Source organism: Dyadobacter linearis (assembly GCF_907165045.1).
Taxonomy (GTDB): domain Bacteria; phylum Bacteroidota; class Bacteroidia; order Cytophagales; family Spirosomataceae; genus Dyadobacter; species Dyadobacter linearis.
In genome coordinates this window covers 134,496-158,399 of sequence record NZ_CAJRAU010000006.1, presented here as the reverse complement: position 1 = coordinate 158,399, position 23,904 = coordinate 134,496, and the positions used below count along the sequence as shown (strand labels likewise).

15 protein-coding genes are annotated in these 23,904 nt (G+C 46.9%); 7 read left to right on the top strand and 8 right to left on the bottom strand.

Annotated features, from left to right (window positions below; genetic code table 11):
• The first annotated feature begins 68 nt into the window (after positions 1 to 68).
• The gene (locus KOD92_RS19890; protein WP_215235347.1) at positions 69 to 2,831 is read left to right on the top strand and encodes a 2-oxoglutarate dehydrogenase E1 component; all 2,763 of its coding nucleotides are present in this window, start codon (positions 69 to 71) and stop codon (positions 2,829 to 2,831) included.
• 48 nt (positions 2,832 to 2,879) lie between these two features.
• Positions 2,880 to 4,478, top strand: a complete 1,599-nt coding sequence (odhB, locus tag KOD92_RS19885) for a 2-oxoglutarate dehydrogenase complex dihydrolipoyllysine-residue succinyltransferase (RefSeq protein WP_215235346.1) — start codon at positions 2,880 to 2,882, stop codon at positions 4,476 to 4,478.
• 60 nt (positions 4,479 to 4,538) lie between these two features.
• Here the strand turns inward: odhB and KOD92_RS19880 are convergent, their stop codons facing one another.
• Together KOD92_RS19880 and dtd are read right to left on the bottom strand one after the other, a co-directional pair.
• The gene (locus KOD92_RS19880; RefSeq protein WP_215235345.1) at positions 4,539 to 4,865 is read right to left on the bottom strand and encodes a nucleotide pyrophosphohydrolase; all 327 of its coding nucleotides are present in this window, start codon (positions 4,863 to 4,865) and stop codon (positions 4,539 to 4,541) included.
• A 186-nt stretch (positions 4,866 to 5,051) separates the two neighbouring features.
• Positions 5,052 to 5,504, bottom strand: coding sequence for a D-aminoacyl-tRNA deacylase (gene dtd, locus KOD92_RS19875; protein ID WP_215235344.1), 453 nt, complete (start codon positions 5,502 to 5,504; stop codon positions 5,052 to 5,054).
• A 222-nt stretch (positions 5,505 to 5,726) separates the two neighbouring features.
• Here dtd and KOD92_RS19870 point away from each other — a divergent pair, with 222 nt between their 5' ends.
• Both KOD92_RS19870 and KOD92_RS19865 read left to right on the top strand, forming a co-directional pair.
• Positions 5,727 to 8,147: a cellulase family glycosylhydrolase gene (locus tag KOD92_RS19870; protein ID WP_215235343.1), complete on the top strand. Its 2,421-nt coding sequence runs from the start codon at positions 5,727 to 5,729 to the stop codon at positions 8,145 to 8,147.
• Between the two features lie 15 nt (positions 8,148 to 8,162).
• Positions 8,163 to 9,587, top strand: a complete 1,425-nt coding sequence (locus tag KOD92_RS19865) for an L-serine ammonia-lyase (protein WP_215235342.1) — start codon at positions 8,163 to 8,165, stop codon at positions 9,585 to 9,587.
• A 10-nt stretch (positions 9,588 to 9,597) separates the two neighbouring features.
• Here the strand turns inward: KOD92_RS19865 and mgtE are convergent, their stop codons facing one another.
• Complete coding sequence (mgtE, locus tag KOD92_RS19860; RefSeq protein ID WP_215235341.1) at positions 9,598 to 10,950, bottom strand: magnesium transporter; 1,353 nt, start codon at positions 10,948 to 10,950, stop codon at positions 9,598 to 9,600.
• A gap of 50 nt (positions 10,951 to 11,000) precedes the next feature.
• On the bottom strand, positions 11,001 to 11,816 hold the full coding sequence (rsmA, locus tag KOD92_RS19855) for a 16S rRNA (adenine(1518)-N(6)/adenine(1519)-N(6))-dimethyltransferase RsmA (protein WP_215235340.1): 816 nt from the start codon (positions 11,814 to 11,816) through the stop codon (positions 11,001 to 11,003).
• A gap of 80 nt (positions 11,817 to 11,896) precedes the next feature.
• Between rsmA and KOD92_RS19850 the strand changes: the two genes are divergently transcribed.
• Entirely contained in the window at positions 11,897 to 15,508 is a 3,612-nt protein-coding gene (locus KOD92_RS19850; protein WP_215235339.1) for a PAS domain S-box protein, read from the top strand.
• Positions 15,509 to 15,649: 141 nt separating this feature from the next.
• Positions 15,650 to 18,526: a TonB-dependent receptor domain-containing protein gene (locus tag KOD92_RS19845; RefSeq protein WP_215235338.1), complete on the top strand. Its 2,877-nt coding sequence runs from the start codon at positions 15,650 to 15,652 to the stop codon at positions 18,524 to 18,526.
• A gap of 85 nt (positions 18,527 to 18,611) precedes the next feature.
• On the opposite strand, the gene KOD92_RS19840 is transcribed toward KOD92_RS19845, so the two are convergent.
• The 4 genes from KOD92_RS19840 to KOD92_RS19825 form a co-directional block, all read right to left on the bottom strand.
• Positions 18,612 to 19,250, bottom strand: a complete 639-nt coding sequence (locus tag KOD92_RS19840) for a LysM peptidoglycan-binding domain-containing protein (protein WP_215235337.1) — start codon at positions 19,248 to 19,250, stop codon at positions 18,612 to 18,614.
• A 62-nt stretch (positions 19,251 to 19,312) separates the two neighbouring features.
• On the bottom strand, positions 19,313 to 19,804 hold the full coding sequence (gene purE / locus KOD92_RS19835; RefSeq protein WP_215235336.1) for a 5-(carboxyamino)imidazole ribonucleotide mutase: 492 nt from the start codon (positions 19,802 to 19,804) through the stop codon (positions 19,313 to 19,315).
• Positions 19,805 to 19,808: 4 nt separating this feature from the next.
• Complete coding sequence (locus KOD92_RS19830; protein WP_215235335.1) at positions 19,809 to 20,951, bottom strand: 5-(carboxyamino)imidazole ribonucleotide synthase; 1,143 nt, start codon at positions 20,949 to 20,951, stop codon at positions 19,809 to 19,811.
• Between the two features lie 106 nt (positions 20,952 to 21,057).
• Positions 21,058 to 23,118 (bottom strand): BatA domain-containing protein, encoded by a 2,061-nt coding sequence (locus KOD92_RS19825; protein ID WP_215235334.1) that lies wholly within the window; start codon positions 23,116 to 23,118, stop codon positions 21,058 to 21,060.
• A 236-nt stretch (positions 23,119 to 23,354) separates the two neighbouring features.
• Here KOD92_RS19825 and KOD92_RS19820 point away from each other — a divergent pair, with 236 nt between their 5' ends.
• Positions 23,355 to 23,864: a YcxB family protein gene (locus KOD92_RS19820; protein ID WP_229254766.1), complete on the top strand. Its 510-nt coding sequence runs from the start codon at positions 23,355 to 23,357 to the stop codon at positions 23,862 to 23,864.
• The last annotated feature ends 40 nt before the right edge of the window (positions 23,865 to 23,904 follow it).

Sequence of the window (23,904 nt, the reverse complement as noted above, 5' to 3'; positions counted from 1 at the left end):
AGATTTTATTCGTAATCTTTACATAAGTCTCGTACCTTTGTGCCATAAATGAAATAATCACTTTTGTGATGGATAAATACACTTATATAGCTAATTCCGACGCCTCTTACATAGAGGAATTGTACAATTCCTACAAGCAAGATGCCACCTCAGTCGACGAAGGTTGGCAGAAATTTTTCGAAGGGTTTGACTTCTTTCAGAAGTATCCGATAAACGGAAACGGACACACCAGCGCAGCCGCTTCCGGCAAAGAAGCTGCCACCGTTGGAAAGCCCGATCCTGGCAGAATACGCAAGGAAATGGAGGTGGTTCACCTCATCCGCGGATTCCGCTCACGTGGTCACTTAATGGCCACAACCAACCCGATTCAGAAGAGAAAAGACCGTCGGCCACAACTGGAAATCACAGATTTTAATTTGGGCCCCGAAGATCTCGAAACCGTTTTTGAAGCGGGAGTTGAGGTTTTTGGAAGACCGGCTACACTGAAAGAAATTGTAGAATCGCTTAAAACGATCTATACCAGAAATATCGGTTTCGAATATCTATACATCCGCGACCGCGAGCAAAAAAGCTGGCTGCGCAAGAAAATTGAGAAAGAAGCATTGCATATGGATTTCTCAGTAGATGAGAAAAAACATATTTTGTCGAAACTCAATGAGGCGGTAGTTTTCGAAAATTTCCTGCACACCAAATACCTTGGCCAAAAGCGTTTTTCACTGGAAGGTGGGGAGACTACAATTCCCGCACTGGACGCGATGATCAACAAAGCCGCCGAAATGGGCGTGGTAGAAGTGATGATCGGAATGGCGCACCGCGGACGCTTGAATGTGCTCGCCAATATCATGCAGAAAACTTACGGACAGATCTTTAACGAGTTCGAAGGTAATTTGCCAGATCAGGTTTGGGGTGATGGTGACGTGAAATACCACATGGGTTTCGCAAGCCAGATAACTACGAAAGACGGAAACAAGGTACATTTGAAACTTGCACCAAACCCCTCTCACCTGGAAGCAGTTAATCCGGTGGTTGAAGGTTATATCCGCGCCCGTGCTGACGGCATGTACGACAGCGATTACGATCGCGTTCTGCCTGTTCTGATCCACGGCGATGCGGCTGTTGCAGGACAGGGTATCGTGTATGAAGTAACCCAAATGTCGGCGCTGAACGGATATTACACAGGTGGTACCATTCACTTTGTGATCAATAACCAGGTTGGTTTCACAACTGACTTCATCGACGCGAGATCTAGTATTTACTGTACTGATATCGCCAAAATCGTTGACGCGCCGGTATTGCACGTAAATGGTGACGATCCGGAAGCGGTTGTTTACTGTATGCGACTGGCTGTGGAATACCGCCAGAAATTCAATAAGGACATCTTTATCGATATGGTCTGCTACCGTCGTCACGGACATAATGAAGCAGATGAACCTAAGTTTACACAACCGGTTCTTTACAAATCGATCGAAAATCACCAGAATCCGAGGGAAATCTATCAAAAAACACTTGCAGAGCGTGGTGACATTGATGCGCAACTCGCAGCTAATATGGACAAAGAGTTCAAACAGCTGTTGCAGGAGCGTCTGGATATGGTGAAGCAAAAGACGTTGCCTTATACTTTACCAAAATTAGAACAGGAGTGGCATACGCTGCGCAAGTCGAAACCAGAGGATTTTGAAAAATCACCTGAGACTGGCGTGCCGCTGGACGTACTTCAAAAAATCGGTAAGGCGCTGACGACAACTCCCGAGAATTTTAACAGATTAAAACAAATTGACAAGCTGCTGAAAGATCGTGAGCAGATGATATTTGATAAAAAAGAAGTGAACTGGGCAACAGCCGAGCTGCTTGCTTACGGTTCTATTCTTGTTGAAGGAAATATTGTAAGACTGAGCGGACAAGATGTGCAGCGTGGTACATTCTCACACCGTCACGCGGTGCTACGGGATGTGGAAACGAATGCGGCTTACAACAGTTTGCAACATATTCAGGAAGGTCAGGGTCCATTTATGATCTACAACTCGCTGCTTTCTGAGTATGGGGTTTTAGGTTTTGAATTCGGCTATTCCATGGCGAACCCGAATGCATTGGTGATTTGGGAAGCGCAGTTTGGAGACTTTGCAAATGGCACCCAGGTGATCATTGATCAGTTTGTGACTTCAAGTGAAACCAAATGGGATCGCTGGACCGGCTTGGTAATGCTGTTGCCACACGGATACGAAGGCCAGGGACCGGAACACTCTAATGCGCGCCCGGAAAGGTATTTGCAGCTTTCAGCTAATTACAACCTGATCGTCGCCAATGTAACTACACCGGCCAACTTCTTCCACTTGCTGCGCCGTCAGTTGAAATTTCCTTTCCGCAAGCCGCTGGTAGTAATGTCGCCAAAATCGATGCTGCGTCACCCGCTATGTATTTCTCCGATGGACAGCCTCGTGAACGGATCTTTCCAGGAAACGATCGGAGATACTTACGCAGATCCGAAGAAAGTGAAAAAAGTGCTGCTGTGCACCGGAAAGCTGTATTATGAACTTTACGAAAGACAGCAGGCAGATAAGAGGGACGATGTCGCAATTATTCGTCTTGAACAAATGCACCCCTTCCCGCAAACGCAGGTTGATGCGCATTTGAATCAATATCCTGATGCAAAAGTATATTGGGTACAGGAAGAACCTTTCAATATGGGCGGATGGACGTTCATGTTGCGGATGTACAAAGGTGCTAAACCTCTGTCAGTAATCGCCCGTGAATCAAGCGCTTCGCCCTCGACCGGCTTCTCGAAAATTCATGCGAAAGAGCAGGCTGAGATTATTTCCAGAGCTTTTGAATGATAATTTCAATAAATTAAGACTTAATTCGACAACAAGATTGCAGATAAAATGGCTGAAATTGAAATAAAAGTACCGCCTGTTGGCGAGTCTATCACGGAGGTTACAATAGGGAACTGGTTCAAAAATGACGGTGACTTTGTTAAAATGGACGAAGTTATTTGCGGGCTGGATTCAGATAAAGCAACTTTTGAATTGACCGCGGAAGCAGAAGGTACCCTGCACATAAAAGCACAGGAAGGAGATACGCTCAACATCGGTGACCTGATCGCCACGATCGATTCAGCCGCAAACGGAGCCGCCCCGTCTGCTCCCAAGCAAGATGCAAATGCTGCGAAACCCGAAGCTGCTGCGCCAGTAGAACCGGCCGCAGATAAAGTCGAAGATAAAGCTGCCGAACCTGCCGCTGTTGCGCAAGCTCCCGCTGCCGGTGGCAAAGCATACGAAATGAAAGTGCCCGCAGTAGGCGAGTCGATCACGGAGGTTACCATTGCTTCTTGGAGCAAAAAAGATGGTGACCACGTGGAAGTGGACGAAATCCTTTGCGAGCTGGAATCTGATAAAGCCACTTTTGAGCTTCCTGCGGAAGCCGCTGGAACGTTAAGAATCGTGGGCCAGGAAGGAGATACCTTATCGATCGGTGCAGTTATTTGTACAATCGAGCCGGGTGCAGGCGGATCTGCGGCTTCCCAGCCAGCAGCCCAAGCTGCCGGACAGGCACCATCTGCCGGCCAGGGCGACAAAGCATATAGTGAAAAACACGCTTCCCCGGTTGCAGCTAAGATCCTTGCCGAAAGAGGTATCGATCCGAAAGATGTAAATGGTTCGGGATCAGGTGGAAAAATAATGAAGGATGATGCGTTGAAAGCCGGCAGCAAGCCAGCCGCTGCGGCTCAGCCAGCAAGTGCACCTGCGAAACCAGCTGCAGCCGCGCCTGCACCAGCAGGAGCAAGATCGCAACGCCGCGAGAAAATGTCATCGTTGCGTAAAACGATCGCCCGCCGACTGGTAGCTGTGAAAAACGAAACAGCCATGCTCACCACTTTCAACGAAGTGGATATGAAGCCGGTGATGGATCTGCGTAACAAATTCAAAGATAAGTTTAAGGAGAAACACGAAGTCGGTCTGGGCTTTATGTCATTCTTCGTAAAGGCAGTTACGGTTGCATTGAAAGACTTCCCCGTAGTGAATGCGTCTATCGACGGAGAAGAGCTGGTTTATAACGATTTCGCGGATATTTCAGTAGCAGTATCAACGCCTCGCGGGTTGGTGGTTCCTGTAATCCGCAATGCAGAGACACTTTCTTTCGCAGCTATTGAAAAAGAAATTGTTCGGCTTGCAGTGCGTGCGCGGGACGGTAAATTGGGCATGGATGAAATGTCTGGCGGAACTTTTACAATTACAAACGGCGGAACCTTCGGTTCAATGATGTCGACACCGATTATCAATGCGCCTCAATCGGCGATCCTGGGAATGCACAATATCGTGGAGCGTGCAGTTGTAGTGGATGGACAAATCGTTGTTCGCCCGATCATGTACGTAGCACTTTCCTACGATCACCGTACAATCGACGGAAAAGATTCAGTGAGCTTCCTGGTTCGTGTAAAACAGCTTTTGGAAGATCCGATGAGGTTATTACTTGATATGTAATTTTGCAGATATAGCAGTGAAAAAGCCCGATTTATCGGGCTTTTTTGCGTTTCGTACCTGCTATAATAATTTCGGGTTTTGCTTGTGCCGGTCTTTATCGCGCTCCGTTTTCTTGGCGATATTCTTTTCCAGCGCCTCAGTCAGATTAATGCCGGTTTGGTTTGCAATGCAGATCAATACCCAAAGTACATCCGCCATTTCATCGCCCAGGTCTTTTCCGAGATCACTCTTTTTGAAAGACTGATCACCATAAGTCCTCGCCATGATCCGGGCCATTTCGCCTACTTCCTCTGTCAGGATTGTCATATTCGTCAGTTCCGAAAAGTATCGGACACCGTAGGTTTTGATCCATTGATCAACGTCGTCCTGGGCTTGCTGTATTGTCATGTTTTACCGATGTTACGTCGCTCTGCGACTACTTGTGTTGCGTCGCGCTGCGACTTTCTTTGGTGTGTGGCATTATGTGTTTTGTGAATGAGGCGATCGCGGAGAGTCGACAACTTAGTAACTTCCTCCTTTCCTCCTTTCCTCCTTTCCTCCCTTCCTCCCTTCCTCCTTTCCTCCCTTCCTCCTTTAAACCCTATTCTTCGAGTCGATGATGATGGTTACGGGGCCGTCGTTTAGTATGGCTACTTTCATGTCGGCGCCGAATTGGCCGCATTGGATTTGTTTACCTGTTTCTCTGGTTAAAAATCTGATCATTTCCTCGTATAGTGGAATAGCGATATCTGCTTTCGCTGCTTCAATGAATGAAGGTCTGTTCCCTTTTTTTGTACTAGCGTGCAAAGTGAACTGACTTACAAGCAGGATATTACCATCGACTGATTTTAGATCTAGATTCATTTTGCCTTCCTCGTCGCCGAATACCCTGAGGCCGACAATCTTTTTCCCGAGCCATTCTACGTCCTCGCTAGTATCGAGGTGGGTTATTCCTATTAATACTAAAAATCCTGCCTGAATTTCTCCGCTAACCATCCCGTCGATCGTGACGGATGCGCTGCTGACGCGCTGAACAACTGCTATCATAAAATGCTTATAACCCTGGAATTGTAACATTCAAAAGTAGCCAGTATTCCGATCACTTAATTCTTCTAAAATAGCTTTTTCAAAATTTTAAGTCTGAACCTAATAATCTCCAAACCGAGAAATAAATGACGAATTAGTTTGAATGCTATGATAGAATATATTCTTTTTTTAATGCTACCTTCAATTTGATTTTGGTTCTTACATACTAACATTGAGTGGGTTATGAAAAGATATATGCGCATAGTAACGCTTTTTTTGATATCTAGTTTAACCAATCTTAATCTTTCCTGGGGTTTAGACGTAAGTGGATCCATTACTTCTTCGGGGAAAACCCGCACATTTATTTTTCACGCGCCGGGCACGTCAGTGCCGGAGGACCTGCCGCTACTATTTGTTTTTCACGGCGATAACGGGTCGGGCGCAAATATCAGGAACACGACGGGGTTCAATGCGACTGCCGATGCAAATAATTTTATCGTCGTTTATCCAAATGCAGATTCAGATGGCGGCGGCTGGCACCGTGCGATCGACCAAACCAAAGATGCAGTATTCACTTCCGACCTCATTGACTATTTCTGCAATACCTATCATATCGACGCAAAGAAAGTATACGCGACCGGACTGTCGGCTGGCGGATTTATGACCTATAATCTGGCGGTCAACTTACCCGGTAAAATCGCTGCATTCGCGCCGGTTGCCGGAAATATGTATGCGAATAATGGAAACTATTCTTATTTCAGCAGCCCCAATTTTAAACCCGTCCCGATCCTGCACATTCACGGTGATGCAGATGCAGTTGTCACTTATCCGGATCCCAATCACACACCCACACCCTGGACGGAGTGGCCGCTGACGCAATGGTCGTATTACAGTTGCAATAAAACCACTTACACTTTGCCCAACGAGGTGATCGCTCCCAATGTAACGAAGCTGAAATTTTGCGTTGGTAGTCCGCCTGCAACAAAGGAAGTTTCCCTGATCAGGGTGCAGGGAATGGGGCACGCTTGGCCGGTGACTTCAAATTTCAATCCAAACCAGGCAATCTGGGATTTTGTTAAAAATTATAGCATTGCGGATGCTCCGTCGTGCGCTCCCTTAACCGAGGAGCCGACGCACGCGGAAGGAACCATTCACACCCAAGGCAAAAGTATCCTGAGCCCCTGCGATCAACCGTTTGTCCCAATGGGCGTGAATTATTCATTGGCCGATGATTGGGAGTTTCCAGCAAATATTAATGGAGATCCGACGAATGTGAACGACGAACTTTCGGCCGAAATCATCAAAGCCAATCCTAATTCGGTTCGTATTCAATGGTATGCAAACAGGCAGAGCGGCTGGAAAACGTATTCAATAGCAGATTTAGATGTTGTCGTAACCCGCTTTCGCAAGGCTGGTATTATGTCGATTATTGAATTGCATGATGTGACTTGCTCAGATGATTATGCAAAATTCAATACGATGGTACTTCCGTGGTGGAAACAGCAGGAGGTACTCGATCTGGTGAATAAGCACCGGGGTTTTGTGATCGTCAATGTGGCCAATGAATTCGGGAATGTCAAATGGGCTTCAAACCAAACTACCGCATACACTACCTGGCTGAATCATTATAAAAATGTCATTTCTGAGCTTCGAACGGCAGGAATAGAGGTGCCGATCATGATAGATGCGCCGGATTGCGGGCAAAGTCTTGACATTGCTTTGCAAGCGGGAGAAGAACTAAAAACGCAGGATCCGCTTCATAATGTGATCATGAGCGCACACGGATATTGGTATGCGGATAATGCAGCTGCAATGGAAGCGCGGGTTCAGCAAATCGCGGATGCGACTTTTCCGGTTGTGTTGGGTGAAATTGCGAATGTGCAGGATGCCACCGGGCCCTGTTCCAATGCGATTGCCAATTATACCGATCTCCTTCAAAGCTGCAAAACGCACAATGTAGGCTGGCTCGCCTGGACTTGGACCGACGATTGGTGTGATGGAATGAATGGGCGCAGGGTAAGCCTGAACGGAGATTTTACGAATTTATCGACCTACGGGAATACGATCATTAATAACCCAGATTTTGGACTGGCTGCGAATGCGCAGAAAATGCAGATTGCTTGTCTGAATGAACCGCCGCTTCCCGTAAAACTGGTCTCATTTGAAGCGCAGCAGGAAGAAAGAAATGCAATTCGGTTACGCTGGAAAACCGCGATTGAAATCGGATTCAGTCACTTTGATGTGGAGAGGAGTGAGGATGGTGTCAATTTTATCAAAATAGTATCTATTGTTTCCGGGGAAAATCAAAAAAATACGGATTACGAATATCTTGACAAAAACCTGACGAGCGATTTATATTACTATCGCCTGAAAATGCAGGATTTGGATGGAAGCTTTGCCTATTCAAAAATCGCCGCTAGTAATCTGGGGAAATATAGTTCAGCTCAGGTTTTTCCTTCGCCTGCCAAAGATTATATTGTTATTAAACCAAGGAATCAAGAAACTGAGTCAGAAGTCCAAATATTAACTCAGTCCGGCCGCATGGCTATTTCGCGGATTTTACAAAAAGGCGAAGAGAAAATAAACATATCAGAACTCAAAGAAGGATTGTACATTGTAACGATCAACGGCCAGGTCGCCGGGAAAGTGATTGTTGACAAGTAGCACAAGTTTTCACAAATGAAGGAGGAACGGATTTCGGTGTTTGATATTTTTAAGATTGGTATCGGGCCTTCGAGTTCTCACACTTTGGGGCCGTGGCGGGCGGCGCAGCGGTTCCTTAATGTGATTAAAAGCCGTGTTGACCTGGAAAAGGTGATTTCGGTTAACGTCCATTTATACGGTTCTCTGGCCAAAACCGGAAAGGGGCACGGTACCGATATCGCCGTGATATTAGGACTAAGCGGGTACGATCCGGTTACCATTGAGACAACTTCGATTGACCAGATACTGGCAGATATAGCTGCGACCGAAACCACCATGCTGCACGGTGAAATGCAAGTTCGCTTCGCTCAAAAAGACAATGTTATCTTCCACAAAAACGAGTCGCTTCCCTTTCACCCTAATGGTTTAAAATTTGTCGCAGACTGTGGCGTTAGTGGAATAGTTGAAGAAACCTACTTCTCGATAGGCGGCGGTTTTGTCATTCAGGAAGGTGAAAAGGATGCTTCTGCGACGCCGGTACAATTACCATATCCCGTCGACTATGCCGCAGATCTGCTAAAATGGCACAAATCTTCTGGCAAGGCAATCTGGGAAATCGTTTTGGAAAATGAGAAAGTATGGAAGAATGAAGACGCTATTCGAAGCGAGCTGATGCATATCTGGCACGCCATGCAGGATAGCATATTCCTCGGTTGCCAAACCAGCGGCGAGCTTCCCGGCGGATTGCAGGTAAGAAGACGCGCAGCCGCATTAAACCAGAAATTACTCAAAGAACAAACGTGCAGCGACTGTACCGACTGGATGAGCAGAATCCGTAGCGGCGGCGCCGGATTTAATTACACGCTCGACTGGGTCAGTTGTTTTGCATTGGCTGTAAACGAGCAAAATGCCTCATTCAGCAGGGTAGTGACAGCTCCAACAAATGGGGCCGCGGGCGTAATCCCGGCTGTGATCCAATACTGTATCACTTTTTGCGGAGGTACCGAAGAGGATATTTTCAAGTTCATGCTTACTGCAGGCGAGATAGGTAGCATATTCAAGAAAGGCGCGACAATTTCTGCGGCAATGGGCGGCTGTCAGGCGGAGATCGGTGTATCGTCTGCAATGGCGGCGGCTGGATTGGCCCAGGTTTCGGGCGGAACGGTGGAGCAGTGCCTGATGGCGGCGGAAATTGCAATGGAGCATCATCTCGGACTTACCTGTGATCCCGTGGGTGGTTTGGTGCAAATCCCTTGCATTGAGCGGAATACAATGGGCGCGATCAAGGCGATCACTGCTTGTCAGCTTGCATTGCAGAGTAATCCTCAGAATGCGAAAGTGTCACTTGATAATGTGGTGAAAACCATGTGGCAGACCGCGCTGGACATGAACAATCGCTATAAAGAAACCTCGGAAGGTGGCCTGGCAGTGAATATTCCGATCAGCCTAAGCGAATGCTAAATTTGCGGTTTTATAAATGCAGCAGCATGTGCGCCAGACCGAAATATACACCGTAACCGATCAGGTCATTGGCCGTTGTAATAAACGGACCCGAGGCCACAGCCGGGTTAATGCCAATTCTTTCCAGTAAAATGGGGGTTATCGTGCCCATAAAGGAAGCAAGGAACACAACAGACATCAACGCAGTCGAAACCACAATTGCGAGACTCAATTCATTGCCTATCAGTAGATTAAATCCAAAAACGATCAGGCTGATGATCATGCCATTGATAAATGCAACTGCAAACATTCTGATCAAACGCTGGCCCACCGTGGTATCAATCCCCGTTTTATCAGCCAGACTTTGCAGGATAATCGAAGAAGTCTGAATGCCCACATTCCCGCCGGTTGAGCCGATAATAGGTATAAATGCAGCCATTGCGGGGATTATTTTAAGATCACCTTCGAAAAAACTGATGAATTTCGCGGCGAGTATTCCTCCCATCATTCCCACCAGAAGCCAGGGAAGGCGAGCTTTGGTTTGTTGCCAGATCGTATCATCTTCCTCTACATCACCCGTAATACCCGCCATTGCCAGTGTGTCCGAACTGGCGAGATCGGTGATCACGTCGATCACGTCATCGATCGTAATACGGCCCAATAACTTCCCCTGCACATTCACAACCGGCAGTGCATCAAGGTCATAGCGTTGCATAAGTTCCGCTACTTCTACGGCAGGACGGTACGTTTCCACAAAAATCACATCCTTGTCGTAAAGACTCTCAATCTTGGTATTCTTATGGGCTAATACGATCTTTTTGAGAGATAATATCCCGTGCAGCTTGCCAAAATCGTCCACCACGTACACTGCATACACCTTCCCAACATCCTCCGCCTGCTTCCGTAACTCTTCAATACACTGATTTACATTCCAGTTTACATTCGCTTTCACGAGCTCTTTCTGCATCAAACCACCCGCCACATCTTCATCGTAATGCAGCAGATCAAGGATAAAACGCGCCTGCTCACGGTCTTCCAAAAGGGCAATAACCTCCTCTCTGACACGTATTGGCTGCTCATTCAGCAAATCCACCGCATCATCAGAATCGAAAAGATTGACAAAACCCGAAATTTCCTCGGAAGTAAATGCCTTCAAAAACTCGCGGCGCTCGTCCGGGTCCATATCAGCCAGGATCGCCGCCCCGGTTTCCAGGTTAAGTTGGTTAACCAGAAATTTCGCGCTCTCCGTTTCGAGCTCGTATACCAGACTGGTAATATCTGCCGGAAAAAGGTTCTCCATCTCGCCGCGGATGGCAGCAGAATCCTTCTTCTCGATCAGCTCCTGAATATGGTCGACGTATAGTTGTGTTAATTCAAATGTCATTGTCGCAGCTTTTAGCGGGTGGGCGGTTTGCTTTTAGCTTAACTCGATTTCTACGAGGATATTGGATCGTTGGAGAGCGTTTCGGCGATTTTTGTGAGCTCAACAAAGTCGCTGACACTCAGTTGTTCGGCCCGCTTGTCGAGCAGTGGGTGTTCTGGAAATGTGCCTATCGGCTTCAAGGCATTTCTCAGTGTCTTTCGCCTTTGGTTAAAGCCCGTTTTTACAACAGTAAAGAACTTTTTCTCATCACAATCTAAATGCGTAACCTGATTACGTCGAAGTCTGATCACGCCCGACTGGACTTTTGGCGGCGGGTTAAACGCGCCCGGCGGCACGGTTACCAGGTAATCAATATCATAAAATGCCTGCAAAAACACACTCAGGATTCCGTAGTCCTTATTTCCCGGCGGCGAAGCAATGCGTTGCGCAACTTCTTTCTGCAACATGCAAACGATCTCCGGAATGCGGTCCCGGATTTCGAGCGCCCTGAAAAAGATCTGGGAAGAGATATTATAGGGGAAATTTCCGATGATCGCGAAAGGCTCCGAAAAGTGGTCCGCCGGATTGAATTTCAGAAAATCACCTTCAATGATCCGTTCTGAAAGCAGCGGGAAATGTGCGTGCAGATAGGCGACCGATTCGCGGTCAATTTCTATCACAGAGGTGGTAAATTCAGTCTTCGGCAAGAGGAATTGGGTAAGTACGCCCATACCCGGTCCGATTTCCAGAACCTGCTTATAACCGCTGTGACCGGACAGTCCGTCGGCTATGAGTTGTGCGATATTTAAGTCTTTTAAAAAGTGCTGGCCGAGGTGTTTTTTGGCCCTGACTTTCCATTCATCGGGTTTTTTATAATTCGTTTTCACAGACCAAAATTACGTCTTAATTCGTAGATTTATCGAATAAAGAATTGTAGAGAACCTTAAATATGCCCTGATCCCGAACCATGGAAATGATATTGTCCCAGACTCACTGGCAAACTATACACGCTACACTGCAACACCTTAATTTGATTGGGATTACCTTTTCGCCTGACTTCGTGATCCGAAATATCAGCGCCCACGCACTGATGAAAACGGGCTGGCTGGAATCGGATCTGGTGGGGCAAAGTATATTCGACAGGTTGATCCCGAAGGATGAAGAAGACGAAGTAAGGCAAATGCTGGAAGAAGGTATTCAGGGCAAAAGGAAGCTCGAACAGCGCGAAATTCCATTTATCGCTCGAAAAGGAACAGTCCGTACTTTTTCTATCAATTCCGTATTGATCCAGCGGGAAAACGATGAGATAGAATGCATTACGCTAGTCGGAGATGATATTACCCGGCGGCGGCGCATGGAATCTTCGATCTCCAAATCCAACTCACAATTGCAGGACCTGGTGGACAATACCAGCGACCTGATCCAGCTGGTGGCGATTGACGGGAAGTTCATATTCGTCAACAAAGCGTGGCGCGAAGTGCTGGGTTACGGCCTAGACGAAATCGCGTCGATGCGGATGGAAGATATTCTGCATCCACAGCATAAGGAGGAAGCACTCGCGCAGCTGAAAGAGATTGAGCTGGGCAATCCTAATCCGCGATTCGAGGCGGTTTTTCTGAGCAGGGAAGGGAAAAAAGTGTTTGTGGCTGGAAGTGTGAACTGCCGGTACGACAGTGGGAAACCGAATGCTTTCAGGTTTATTTTAAATGATTTTACCCAAAAAATACGCGCTGAAAAGGCTCAGAACCTGTATTACAGCATCGCAAACTGGACTGTTACCACCCAGAACCTCGACGATTTTTACCAAAGCATTCATGAAGAGCTAGGAAAGATTATCGATGTTAAAAACTTTTTCATTGCGCTTTACGATCCGAGCAAAAGCTTCATTTATTTTCCCTATTACGTAGATCAGTACTTTCAGGGCAATGTAAGATTTACGAAAAGGAAGCTGGGAAATGGGGTAACTGAATATGCGATCGCCTCTAATAAGCCGCTCTTTCTTTCGGATGGAGATATCGAGCAGCTGGCCAAAACCAACAGCCTCTATTTATACGGAATTACACCAAAGCAGCTGCTTTGTGTGCCGCTGCGCATCGGGGACAGGGTTACCGGAATAATCGGCGTGAAATCGTACGACGATCCCAATATGTTCGATGCGCGGGACCTGGAACTGCTGGAATTCATTTCAGGGCAGGTTGCGCTCGCGATCGCCAGAAAGCAAAGTGAGGAGGAACTGAGCAAATATGTAGCCCGGCTGAATGCGATCTTCGATAGCAGTTCGCATTTAATCTGGTCGGTGAATAAGTCGCTGCAACTGACTTCTTTTAATAGAAACTATGCTGATCTGATTCAGAACCAGTTGGGTGTGAGACCGTCGCTGCAATCGAGTACGGAGAAATTCGGCTGGCGGATGGTGGGTAATAGCAACCGCCGCACGTTGGAAACCAAATACCGTCAGGCACTTAGGGGCGAGGCGCAGTATTTTGAGTTCAAGATCGATCGGAACGATGGTGGGAATATGTGGCTTGAATTTTACCTGAACCCTATTCACTACGCAGATGGAGTGATCGAGGAAGTATCGGGTATCGCCCGGGATATTACCCGGCGTAAGGAAGCGGAATTATCGCTCCGGCATAGTGAGGAGCTTTTCAGGGGGATATTTGAAAATTTACAGGATATCTATTGCCGGATCAACCGCCAGGGGGAGATCACGATGATCAGCCAGTCGGTGCTGAAAAGGCTGGGATATTTGCCAGAGGAAGTGATCGGGCACAAAGTGCTTGAATTTTTTCAGGATAAAAAACGGATACACTCTGCATTGATCCGGCTTCGGAAAACAAAAAGTCTGCGCAATTTCGAGATCACGCTGCCCCGAAAAGACGGTACCGAGCGGCAGTTTATGATCAATATGCTGATGTTCTCGAACGAAAAAGGTAAGCCGACAGAAGTGGCGGTACTTGCCCGCGATATTACCGAGCTGAAACGGAATGAGCTCGAATTGCTGAAAGCGAAAGAGCACGCGGAAAGGTCGTTGAAAGTAAAAGAAGGTTTCCTGGCGAATATGAGCCACGAAATACGTACCCCGATGAACGGCGTGATCGGGATGATCGACTTGCTGGGCGAAACGCCTTTGAATGTAGAGCAGCGCGACTATGTGTTGACGATCAAACGCTCGTCGGAAACTTTGCTCAACATTTTAAATGATATTCTTGACCTTTCGAAAATTGAGGCCGGGAAAATGGAACTGCACCAGAGCCCGATTTCGGTCGAAGAGCTTTTGCTAAAACTGGTTTCACTTTTCGGGCAGACCGCGAAGAGCAAAAACAATACACTTACCTACCATATCGCCGAAGATATTCCACGTTTCATTCTTGCCGACCAAACCCGACTTTTACAGATACTATCGAATTTAACCTCCAATGCGCTCAAATTCACAGAAAATGGCGCAGTGAAAGTTTTCTTAACACTGTTAAAGAAGGATGGGATCAGAAATAAGATCAAAGTGGAAGTGCAGGATTCGGGAATAGGGATCAGCGCTACTGACAGGCAGATTTTGTTCACTTCTTTTACACAACTAGACAATTCTTCCCGCAAATCCTTCGGTGGAACGGGACTAGGGCTCGCGATCTCAAAGCAGCTTTGTGAATTAATGAATGGAGATATTGGCGTGGAATCGGTACTGGGCCAAGGCAGCACTTTCTGGTTTACATTTGAAACAACTGAAACCACCGGCGCGCTTGTAAGTAACGTCGCGCAGCTGGAAGAGGTACCCATTGAGAACGTATTCGCCAATTATCATCCTACCATTTTGCTGGTCGACGATAATGCGGTGAACAGGAAAGTGGCTAATGAAATCCTGAAAAAGTCGGGCTGTGAAGTGGATCTGGCAGAGAGTGGTTTCAAGGCTATTGAAATCGTGGAGGCGCGTTTCAATGCAGGGCAGCCGTTTTATGATATCATTTTTATGGATATTCAAATGCCGGATATGGATGGTGTGGAAACCTCGCAGGAGCTCCGCAAAAAATTTCAGGCACTGCCGCCGATCGTTGCGATGACAGCCTATTCGATGAAGGAAGACCGCGACCGGTTTATCAGTCAGGGAATGGACGATTATATTGCAAAACCAATCCGCGCGCAGACTTTGGTACAGAAAGTGCGTGAATTAATCGGAAATAAACATCTCGCCAAGCCGGAACCGGTTCAGCTCGCGCCTGTTGCCGAGCCTGTGATTCCTGTTTTGGACAAAGAAATCATCGACCAGCTGAATGGAATAGGAGGCGCAGATCTGGTATGGTCAGTGTTTGAAGACTTCGTTACAGAATCCAATGAGCTCGTGGAAGGGGCGCTCACTGCATTTGCGGCGGGGGATATTCCGACTGTAAAAAGCAATCTGCATACATTGAAAGGAAGTGGCGGAACCGTGGGCGTTTCACAGGTAGCCGAGATTGCGCGCGATGCAGAATGGCGCCTGAAATCTGACGATACGAGCACGCTGGCCGAAGCGCTCCCGGAATTAAAACGGGCGTACGAGCTATTTCTCAGTCAATACGAAGGTTTGCTGAAAAAATGGCTTAAATAGGTGATTGAAACTCGTCGACGTATATGGCTGATTGATCGGTAAAAGTTGGGGCTTCTATCGATTGTGGGGGTTATTTGGGAGTTATAGTTAAACCTTCCCTGCGGGGATCGCTCTAAACTTCCAGAAACCTTTACAGAAATCATGAAACGATATATTTCCTCCGCCGTACTGATCCTGGCATTGCTATTTGGCAGCTTAGCTCAGGCACAGAATGCCCAAATTTCGGGCACCGTTGTTGACAGCCTGAACCGGTCTGCGGTGGTAGGCGCCTATGTCGCGGTGAGCAGGAATGTTCCTGATGCCAAGCCGGAATATGTTACTACGGACGTAAATGGTAAGTTTTCTTTTACGGGACTTTCCAAAGAAACCGCCTATCTGGTAAAGGTAACTTACCTCAGCTATAAGGATTTTACCAAAATAATTACACTTACCAGCGAATCGCAGGATCTGGGCACGATCCAGCTCACCGAAGCAGTCGCAAACCTGAAAGAAGTTAAAGTAATCGGGCAAGTGACGGCGATGGAGCAGAAGGGTGATACAACCCAATTCAATGCGGCCGCATTCAAGACGAATCCTGATGCAACGACAGAAGATCTGATCCAGAAAATGCCTGGCATTACTGTTACAAATGGAACGGTAACTGCGCATGGAGAAACTGTAAACCGCGTTTTGGTGGATGGAAAGCCGTTTTTCGGTGACGATGCCGCACTTACCTTAAAATCTCTTCCCGCAGAAATTGTTGATAAAATCGAAGTTTTTGACAAGCTCAGTGACCAGGCGCAGTTCACTGGATTTGACGATGGGAACGGGCAGAAAACGATCAATATCGTGACCAAAGCCGATCGCAAAATGGGCCAGTTCGGGAAGGTATTTGCTGGTTATGGATTAGATAACCGGTACCAGGCGGGCGGTAACGTCAGTTTCTTCAAAGGCGACCAGCGCATTTCGGTGATCGGGTTGAGTAACAATATCAATATGCAGAATTTCTCGGGCCAGGATCTGCTGGGGGTAACAGGCGGCGGCGGTCGTGGCGGCGGCTCTTCGGGTAACTTTATGGTTGGAAACCAGAGCGGCATTACCGGTACCAATTCTTTCGGACTCAACTATGCCAATAAGTTTGGTAAAAAAGTGGAGGTAACCGGCAGCTATTTTTTCAACCGCACCGGGAATGTAAATGAGCAAACTACTTCGCAGGAATATTTTCTGGCGCAGGCAGACAGCAACCAGTTTTACAATGAAGCGAGCCGCACGTCAAGTACCAATGCAAATCACCGCCTGAACTTTCGAGTTGAATATAATATTGACCCCAAAAATTCACTCATCGTAACGCCGCGCCTCAATTTCCAGGATAACCAGTCGGGGAGTTTCAAAACGGGACTTACCACACTGGCCAACGGGAGCAAGATCAATGGGCTGGACAATACGCAAAGCAATTTGAATAAAGGCTACAATTTTTCAAATGATCTTTTGTTTCGCCACAGTTTTGAGAAAAAGGGCCGCACGATCAGTTTGAACGTAAATACCCAGCTGAACGACCGCAATGGAACACGGAATCTATATTCCCGTAACTTATATTATGCCAATTTCGGCCTTCCCGAGTTTTCAGTGAGAGGCGATACAACCGATCAGTTGAGCTATACCTATTCCGACGGAGTTACGCTTGGCGGGAATGTGATTTACACCGAGCCGATCAGCAAAACGGGACAGTTACAGCTGAACTACGGGCTGACCGTGAGTAACAGTAATTCCAGCAGAGAGACTTTCAATATGAGTTTCGACGAAAATACTTACACGGATCTGGACACATTGCTTTCCAACAATTTTGACAACCGCTATGTGACTAACCGCGCCGGGCTGGGCTATCGCTACCGGAAAAACAGCTGGTCGGCGAACCTGGGTGTCGATTTTCAGAATACAGGTCTGTATAGTCAGCAGCTTGCGCCTTATAATACGAAAGTGGATCAGTCTTTCACTAATTTCCTGCCGAACTTTATGCTGACTTACCGCTCGAAAACGGGTACGCAGTTCAGGACATCTTTCCGCAGCTCGACCAGCCAGCCTTCGATCTCGCAGTTGCAGAATGTGATCGACAACAGCAATCCGCTTTCATTGACCGCAGGTAATCCAAATCTGAAACAGGAATACCGCAATATGTTCAATGTGCGCTATTCACTTGCAGGGGCAGCCCGTCCGTACAGCCTGAATGCGATGGTTTTTTTGACACAAACTAACAATGCTATCGTGAATTCGACGATTATCGCGCAGGAACCAACGACTTTGCCGAGCGGAATTGTACTGGAACGCGGCGCGAGACTGACTTCGCCGATCAACGTGGACGGAAGCTGGAATGCACGCTCGTTCCTGGCTTATGGAAAACCAATTGCGCCATTGAAACTGAACCTGAATGTTACGACCGGATTCAACTATGTGCGATCGCCGGGGATGATCAACAATGTGCCCAATTTCTCTAATACTTATGCTGTATCTCAGGGACTTGTGCTAAGCAGTAATGTGAGTGAAAAGCTGGATTTTACGGTTTCCTATTCCGGAAATTACAATATCGTCCGCAACTCCATTCAGCCGAATCTGAACAATAACTATTATACGCAGGGTGTTACCGGTCGGGTAAACTGGATATTTGGTAAGGGATTTGTGGTGCAGAGTGATATCAACAATCAATCGTACCGTGGGCTGGGAGAAGGCTTTAATCAAAACTTCACCTTATGGAATGCGAGCGTGGGTAAGAAATTCCTGAAAAACAATGCTGGCGAGCTCAAACTGACCGTTTTTGATATCCTGAAACAAAACAACAGCATCACCCGTAATGTAACCGAAACTTACGTGCAGGACGTTACCAACCGTGTGCTGACCCAATATGCGATGCTGACTTTCACTTATACATTGAAGAATTTCGGTAAAATGCCATCTGGAGACAGCAACCGCAGACGTGATTACGAGGGAGAAGGCGGCGGCTTCCGAAACCGCGGAGACGGTGGAAGAGGACCAGGTGGTTTTTGATAAAGTATTATAAATCCTTCCTATAAGTGCAAAAAAATCCCGGCTCGGTTTGAGTCGGGATTTTTGTATTGAAGGAAAGTGCTTTCTATTTTCTGGAAGCGAAAGGAACAATCAGTTTTTCGCCGCGCTCTGAAAAGTCTTTCGACCTGCCATTTGCTTTCATTAATGCTTCTTTTGTCACGCCATATTTTCCCGCAACTACCCTCAGTACATCGCCCGGCCCCACCGTGTGGACCGTCTGCACCTGGATTTTTAACTTGGTAACCCCTGACTTAACATCAGATACACCAGGATTAAGGCCCTGTAAAGTTTCAGTTTTGAGGTTATATCTGGATGCAATGCTGGAAAACGTTTCGCCGCTTTGTACGGAATGCGTGATTTCCTGTCCGCCCAATGAAGCAGCAGATACAGTGGGTTTGGTTTCTTTTGCAGATACTGCCGGCTTTTCTGCAACAGGATCTTTGGTAATAGGTTCGGCTTTTTCGGTTTCTACTACATCGAGCGGCTCGTCGGTAACCGGTTCACCCACAGTGGTTTCACTTAATGTAGAGTCTACCACTACGGAGGTCAGTTCCTCGGAATTGGAAGAACTATCAGAGATATATTCATAGCCGACATAAAGCATGGCTAATACCAAAAGAACTAACACCAACAGTGTAACGACCGGTAAATTAGACTTTTCAGTAGGACGGATATTTCTTTTTTTAGCGAATTCGTCTTCCATAATTTAGCCGTTATTCAATTTTTAGTGGAGTTAATATAATACACGAAAATAATAAACAAGGGTTACTTTGCAAGTTGCTTTTTCAATTCCTCGTTCATCGTCGAAACTTTGTCTTTTAAGCTTTCCTTGAATGCATCCAGCCGTTTTCCAGTCGCTTCGTCGCTGGCGCCGATAATCTGAGCGGCAAGAATTCCTGCGTTTCGGGCACCGTCCAGAGCCACAGTGGCAACAGGTACGCCAGCCGGCATTTGCAATATGGAAAGTACGGAATCCCAGCCGTCGATCGAGTTGCTTGAAAGTACCGGTACACCTATTACGGGTAAAGAAGTGAGTGAGGCTACCATACCCGGCAAATGTGCCGCTCCGCCTGCTCCGGCAATGATCACCTTTAAGCCGCGCGAACGGGCAGTAGCTGCATAGTCCAACATTCGCTCCGGCGTGCGGTGTGCAGAAACGATCTCCATTTCGAAATCTATCCCCAGCTCGGTCAGTGCGTCGGCGGCCAGCTGCATTACTTTGGAATCCGAAAGACTTCCCATTATTATACCTACCATCTGGTCAATGCTTAGATTCTGTACTTATTACCCTGATATTGTTTTTCACAAATTCCACCTTTTCCTTCAAAGCAGAAAGACTGTTGTCCATAATTGTGATGTGGCCCATTTTACGGAAAGGTTTGGTTTGTTTTTTCCAATATAAAAAAGGAAATACCTGTTCCTGCGCCAAAAGCTTTTCCATTCCTTCATAAACTGCCGGTCCTTGAAAACCGTCTTCGCCAAGCAGATTTACCATCGCAGACGGTCCGTAAGCCTGCGTGCTTCCCAGAGGTAACCCCAGAATCGCCCGCCAATGCTGTTCATATTGAGAAGTTGCATTTGCGCGGATCGTGTGGTGGCCGCTGTTATGCGGGCGCGGTGCTACTTCATTAATTAGTACTTCACCGTCTTTGGTGAGGAAAAGCTCAACGGCCAGCAGACCTACTATCTGAAATGCCTCGGCAGTTTTAACAGCGATCTCCTGTGCTTTTGCATTGACCTGCGCATTGATTTCCGCAGGTGCAAAAAGGTATTCTACGAGGTTGAGTTCGGGATGAAAAACCATTTCCACAGTCGGGAAAGTAGCCGTTTCGCCCGCACTGTTACGCGCGACAAGCACAGCCAGCTCTTTATCAAAATCAACGGCTTTCTCTAAAAGGCCCGGCTGATCGAATGCTTTTGGAATATCTTCGGCTGATGCAATGCGCTGCACGCCGCGGCCATCGTAACCATCTTTACCCAGCTTATGAAATGCGGGTAAAAATGAAATATGGTTTGAAACTTCTTCCCGATTTTCGGTTAATATAAAATCGGAAGTGGGAAGGTTGTTGTCCAGATAAAACTGTTTCTGAATGCGCTTATCCTGGATTTTGCGAATTACAGAAGGCTGGGGATAAATTTTCTTTCCCTCTTTTTCAAGCTTTTCCAGCGCGTCTACATTCACTTTTTCGATCTCGATGGTAATTACATCAAGGTCTTTTCCAAAATCATAAACAGTATCAAAATCTTGCAGGGAACCCTGGCGGAAATGGGGGGCAATTTGTTTGCACGGAGCCTCAGCGTCAGGATCCAGGACATGGATATCGAGGTTCCAGTCGACAGCAGCTTGCAAAAGCATTAAACCCAACTGGCCGCCTCCGAGAATTCCAATTCGGTATGAAAGCATTTAATAATTAAATTTTACCACGCAAAATTGGTGTAAAAACCGCTAACATAAAACACAAACGGCGTCTTTTGGCAAAAATGTGAAGAATTTCGACAATGCAGCCGACTCACTTCATCAGCCTGATCAATGCGATTTCCAGCAATAAAAGGAAGAGTGCGGCATATAAAAAATACTTCCACAGATAAGTGCCCATGTTTTGCTGCTGAAACGCTGTGGCAAATGCATCGTCGTCGATCCGGTCGAATACCTGGACATTTTTCTGTCCGGCAAACAACGTCCGGAGCTCGGTGGGGGAGTAGAATTGCAATTTCGATTCGGCGCTGTTGTGGTTGAGCGCGATGATCTGCTCTGTTTTGTCGTTTTTCACCAACTCGTAATAACCGGCAGCCAATCCTTCTCCCAGCTGATCGCCCTGCGGAATACCCAGTAGCAGCTGGTTGCCAGCCAGGCGTTGCACGGGGATTACCTCCGTTTTATTTCTTCGCAACTTATATATTGAATTAGCTTCGGTGCCGGTCACGGAAAGACTGATCGGATCTTCGTCAAACTTGAAGGAAGTACGCTGCGCACGGACACTGGCCGCGGCAATTTTATACATGACCGGAACGAAGATCGCGTGCTGAGCCACTTTTCCATATTCCGGATTTAGGGGCGCAGCAAAAAGGTATAATTTACCTAGACCGGCAGAAATTTGACTCAGATAAACTTGCCCATTGCGCAGTGAAAGCAGCGGCTGGCCGGAGCTCGACCAGCTGAGTACCGTTGAAGCAGTAGGTAAATTCAGGTTCATTTCCTGGCGGACAGATTCTTCAAAAACGTCGCTGAAAAACGGGTTATTACGATCGGGCGCAGCAAGGTCAACCGGATTAGGAGCCGCATTGCCAGCCACATTCAACCCTCTCACGCCCAGGTTAGCCAGAAATCCGCCGTAGCTTTCTGCCTGTGGGTTAGCCGAAGGCAGCAGGGCCAGACTCCCGCCTTTCCGAACAAAATCCTGTAATTCCTGAGGCAAAGTGCCCGAGACCTGATTGACACCTTCCAGTACTACCAGATCTGCATTTTTAATCAGTCCGGGATCGACGTTTTGCGCACTGTAACTCTGTAATGTGAATAGGCTGTCATTGTCGTACACATTTTCAATATAGTTTCCGGCCGATTTCTGACCGTAAATATGCAATACCCGGATCAGCGGAGAGGAGTTGAGGACGAAGAAGTAATCGTTGTCGAAGGTTACCGGGAAATCGTCGAAAGTGATCTGTCCTTTTTTGTAACCTTTCCCTTTCAGGTTGAAGTTGAATTTCGCGGTAGCGCTGCCGTTCGCAGGCACACTAACGGACGCGGTCGAAGCCTGCGTATTATCCAGGCTCAGTTTAAGTACCACATTCTTAGCCTCTTCCGTCCCTGAGTTGCTGACTTTTACAAAAAGTATATTGTTTTGAAGCTCGCGGATAAACGGGGTATTAAGCCAGGTAGAATCGACGAATATGTTTTTCTCGGCCGCTGCCTGAACCGGGACCAGAAAGAGCTGGTTCGTTGTATCTGCTTTGATTTTAGACAAGTCGCCCGCGGTGCTTTTTTGAAAATCAGAGAACCAGAAAAGCTGGTTGCTTCCTTGTTGCTGGTGCCGGGAAATGAGATTTTGCTGGCGCAGGTAAATCTGCTCGAATGTTCTCGGGGTATTGGACAGATTGATGGTAGTAAGCCGGTCGCGCAGCTTTTCCGCGGGGTAAAGTCCTTGTTCCTGTGCAGAGAAATCGTTGGTTACCAGTTGCAGCGAGGCCGAATTTTTGAAGATACCCAGCAAATCGCTGAGCCGCTGCGTGGCAATATCAAGGTACCTCTTGTTGTTCAGCTCGCTTTCCATGCTGAACGAATTATCCAGATAAAGGCTGGTAATGCCCTGCCTGTTTACTGAGAGGTTATTTTTCGCGGGAAGAAATGGCTGGGCAAAAGCAATTGCCAAACAGATAATGGCCAGAATACGCGTCGCCAAAACCAGCCAGTGTTTGATCTGCCGGACTGAGCGCGTTTTGGTATCAACTGCTTTGAGGAAAGCTACATTGGTGAAAAAGACCCTTTTTGTGCGACGAAAGTTGAAGATGTGAATCGCAATCGGAACAGATACGGCCAGTAAACCCCACAAAAAAGACGGAAACAGAAAACTCATCGGATCGGATCAAAAAGGCATATTTACTTCTTCAACGCAGTTAAGAAAGACAAATTACACTAAAATCTCTTAACTGGTTTTTATTTCAATGCCTTTCTGATATGTCGGACGGTTTTTCCTAACTTTGCACTTTATTTTGCAACCCTATTGATCCTTATCGGGTAGAAATCAGAATTGTTAATTTAAATTAAGTTATGGCCAAAGTTTCGGTGAACAAACACCAACCCGTTTATCAAATGCCCACGAACCCTGCGGCGGTTCGTACAAAAAGGTATGCATTACCTACAAAAAAATACATTTCGCTGGCCATGCGTTACTTTTTCAAAACGCAGATCAAATGGGCGCTTCTTCCTATTGCCCTGATCCTGGTCAACGCAGTACTGAACCTGACAGACGTTTATCCTAACTACTGGATCTATATTACAGTTTTTGTCGGCGTGATCCTTTACGTACTTTTTTGGCTGATCCAGTTTACGGGTATTACCCAGCTCGCACAGTATAAGCCGATGTTTGAGAAATTTCAGTACGAGATTGACAACCGCCAGATTTTGATGAAGCTGAATCAAAAAGAAGGCAGTGTGATGAAATGGGAGCAGATTATGGATGCTTATAAAGACAAAGACGCTTATGTGCTGGTGATTTCAAAAGGCCAGTTTTTGTATCTGCCTTTCAGCATATTTACATCTGAACACGATATCAAAGTATTTGAACGCATTATGAAGCAGAAGAACTTTCTTGCAGCATAATCAAGCCTATTCTAATTGGAGCCTGACTGTTTCGTTAGGC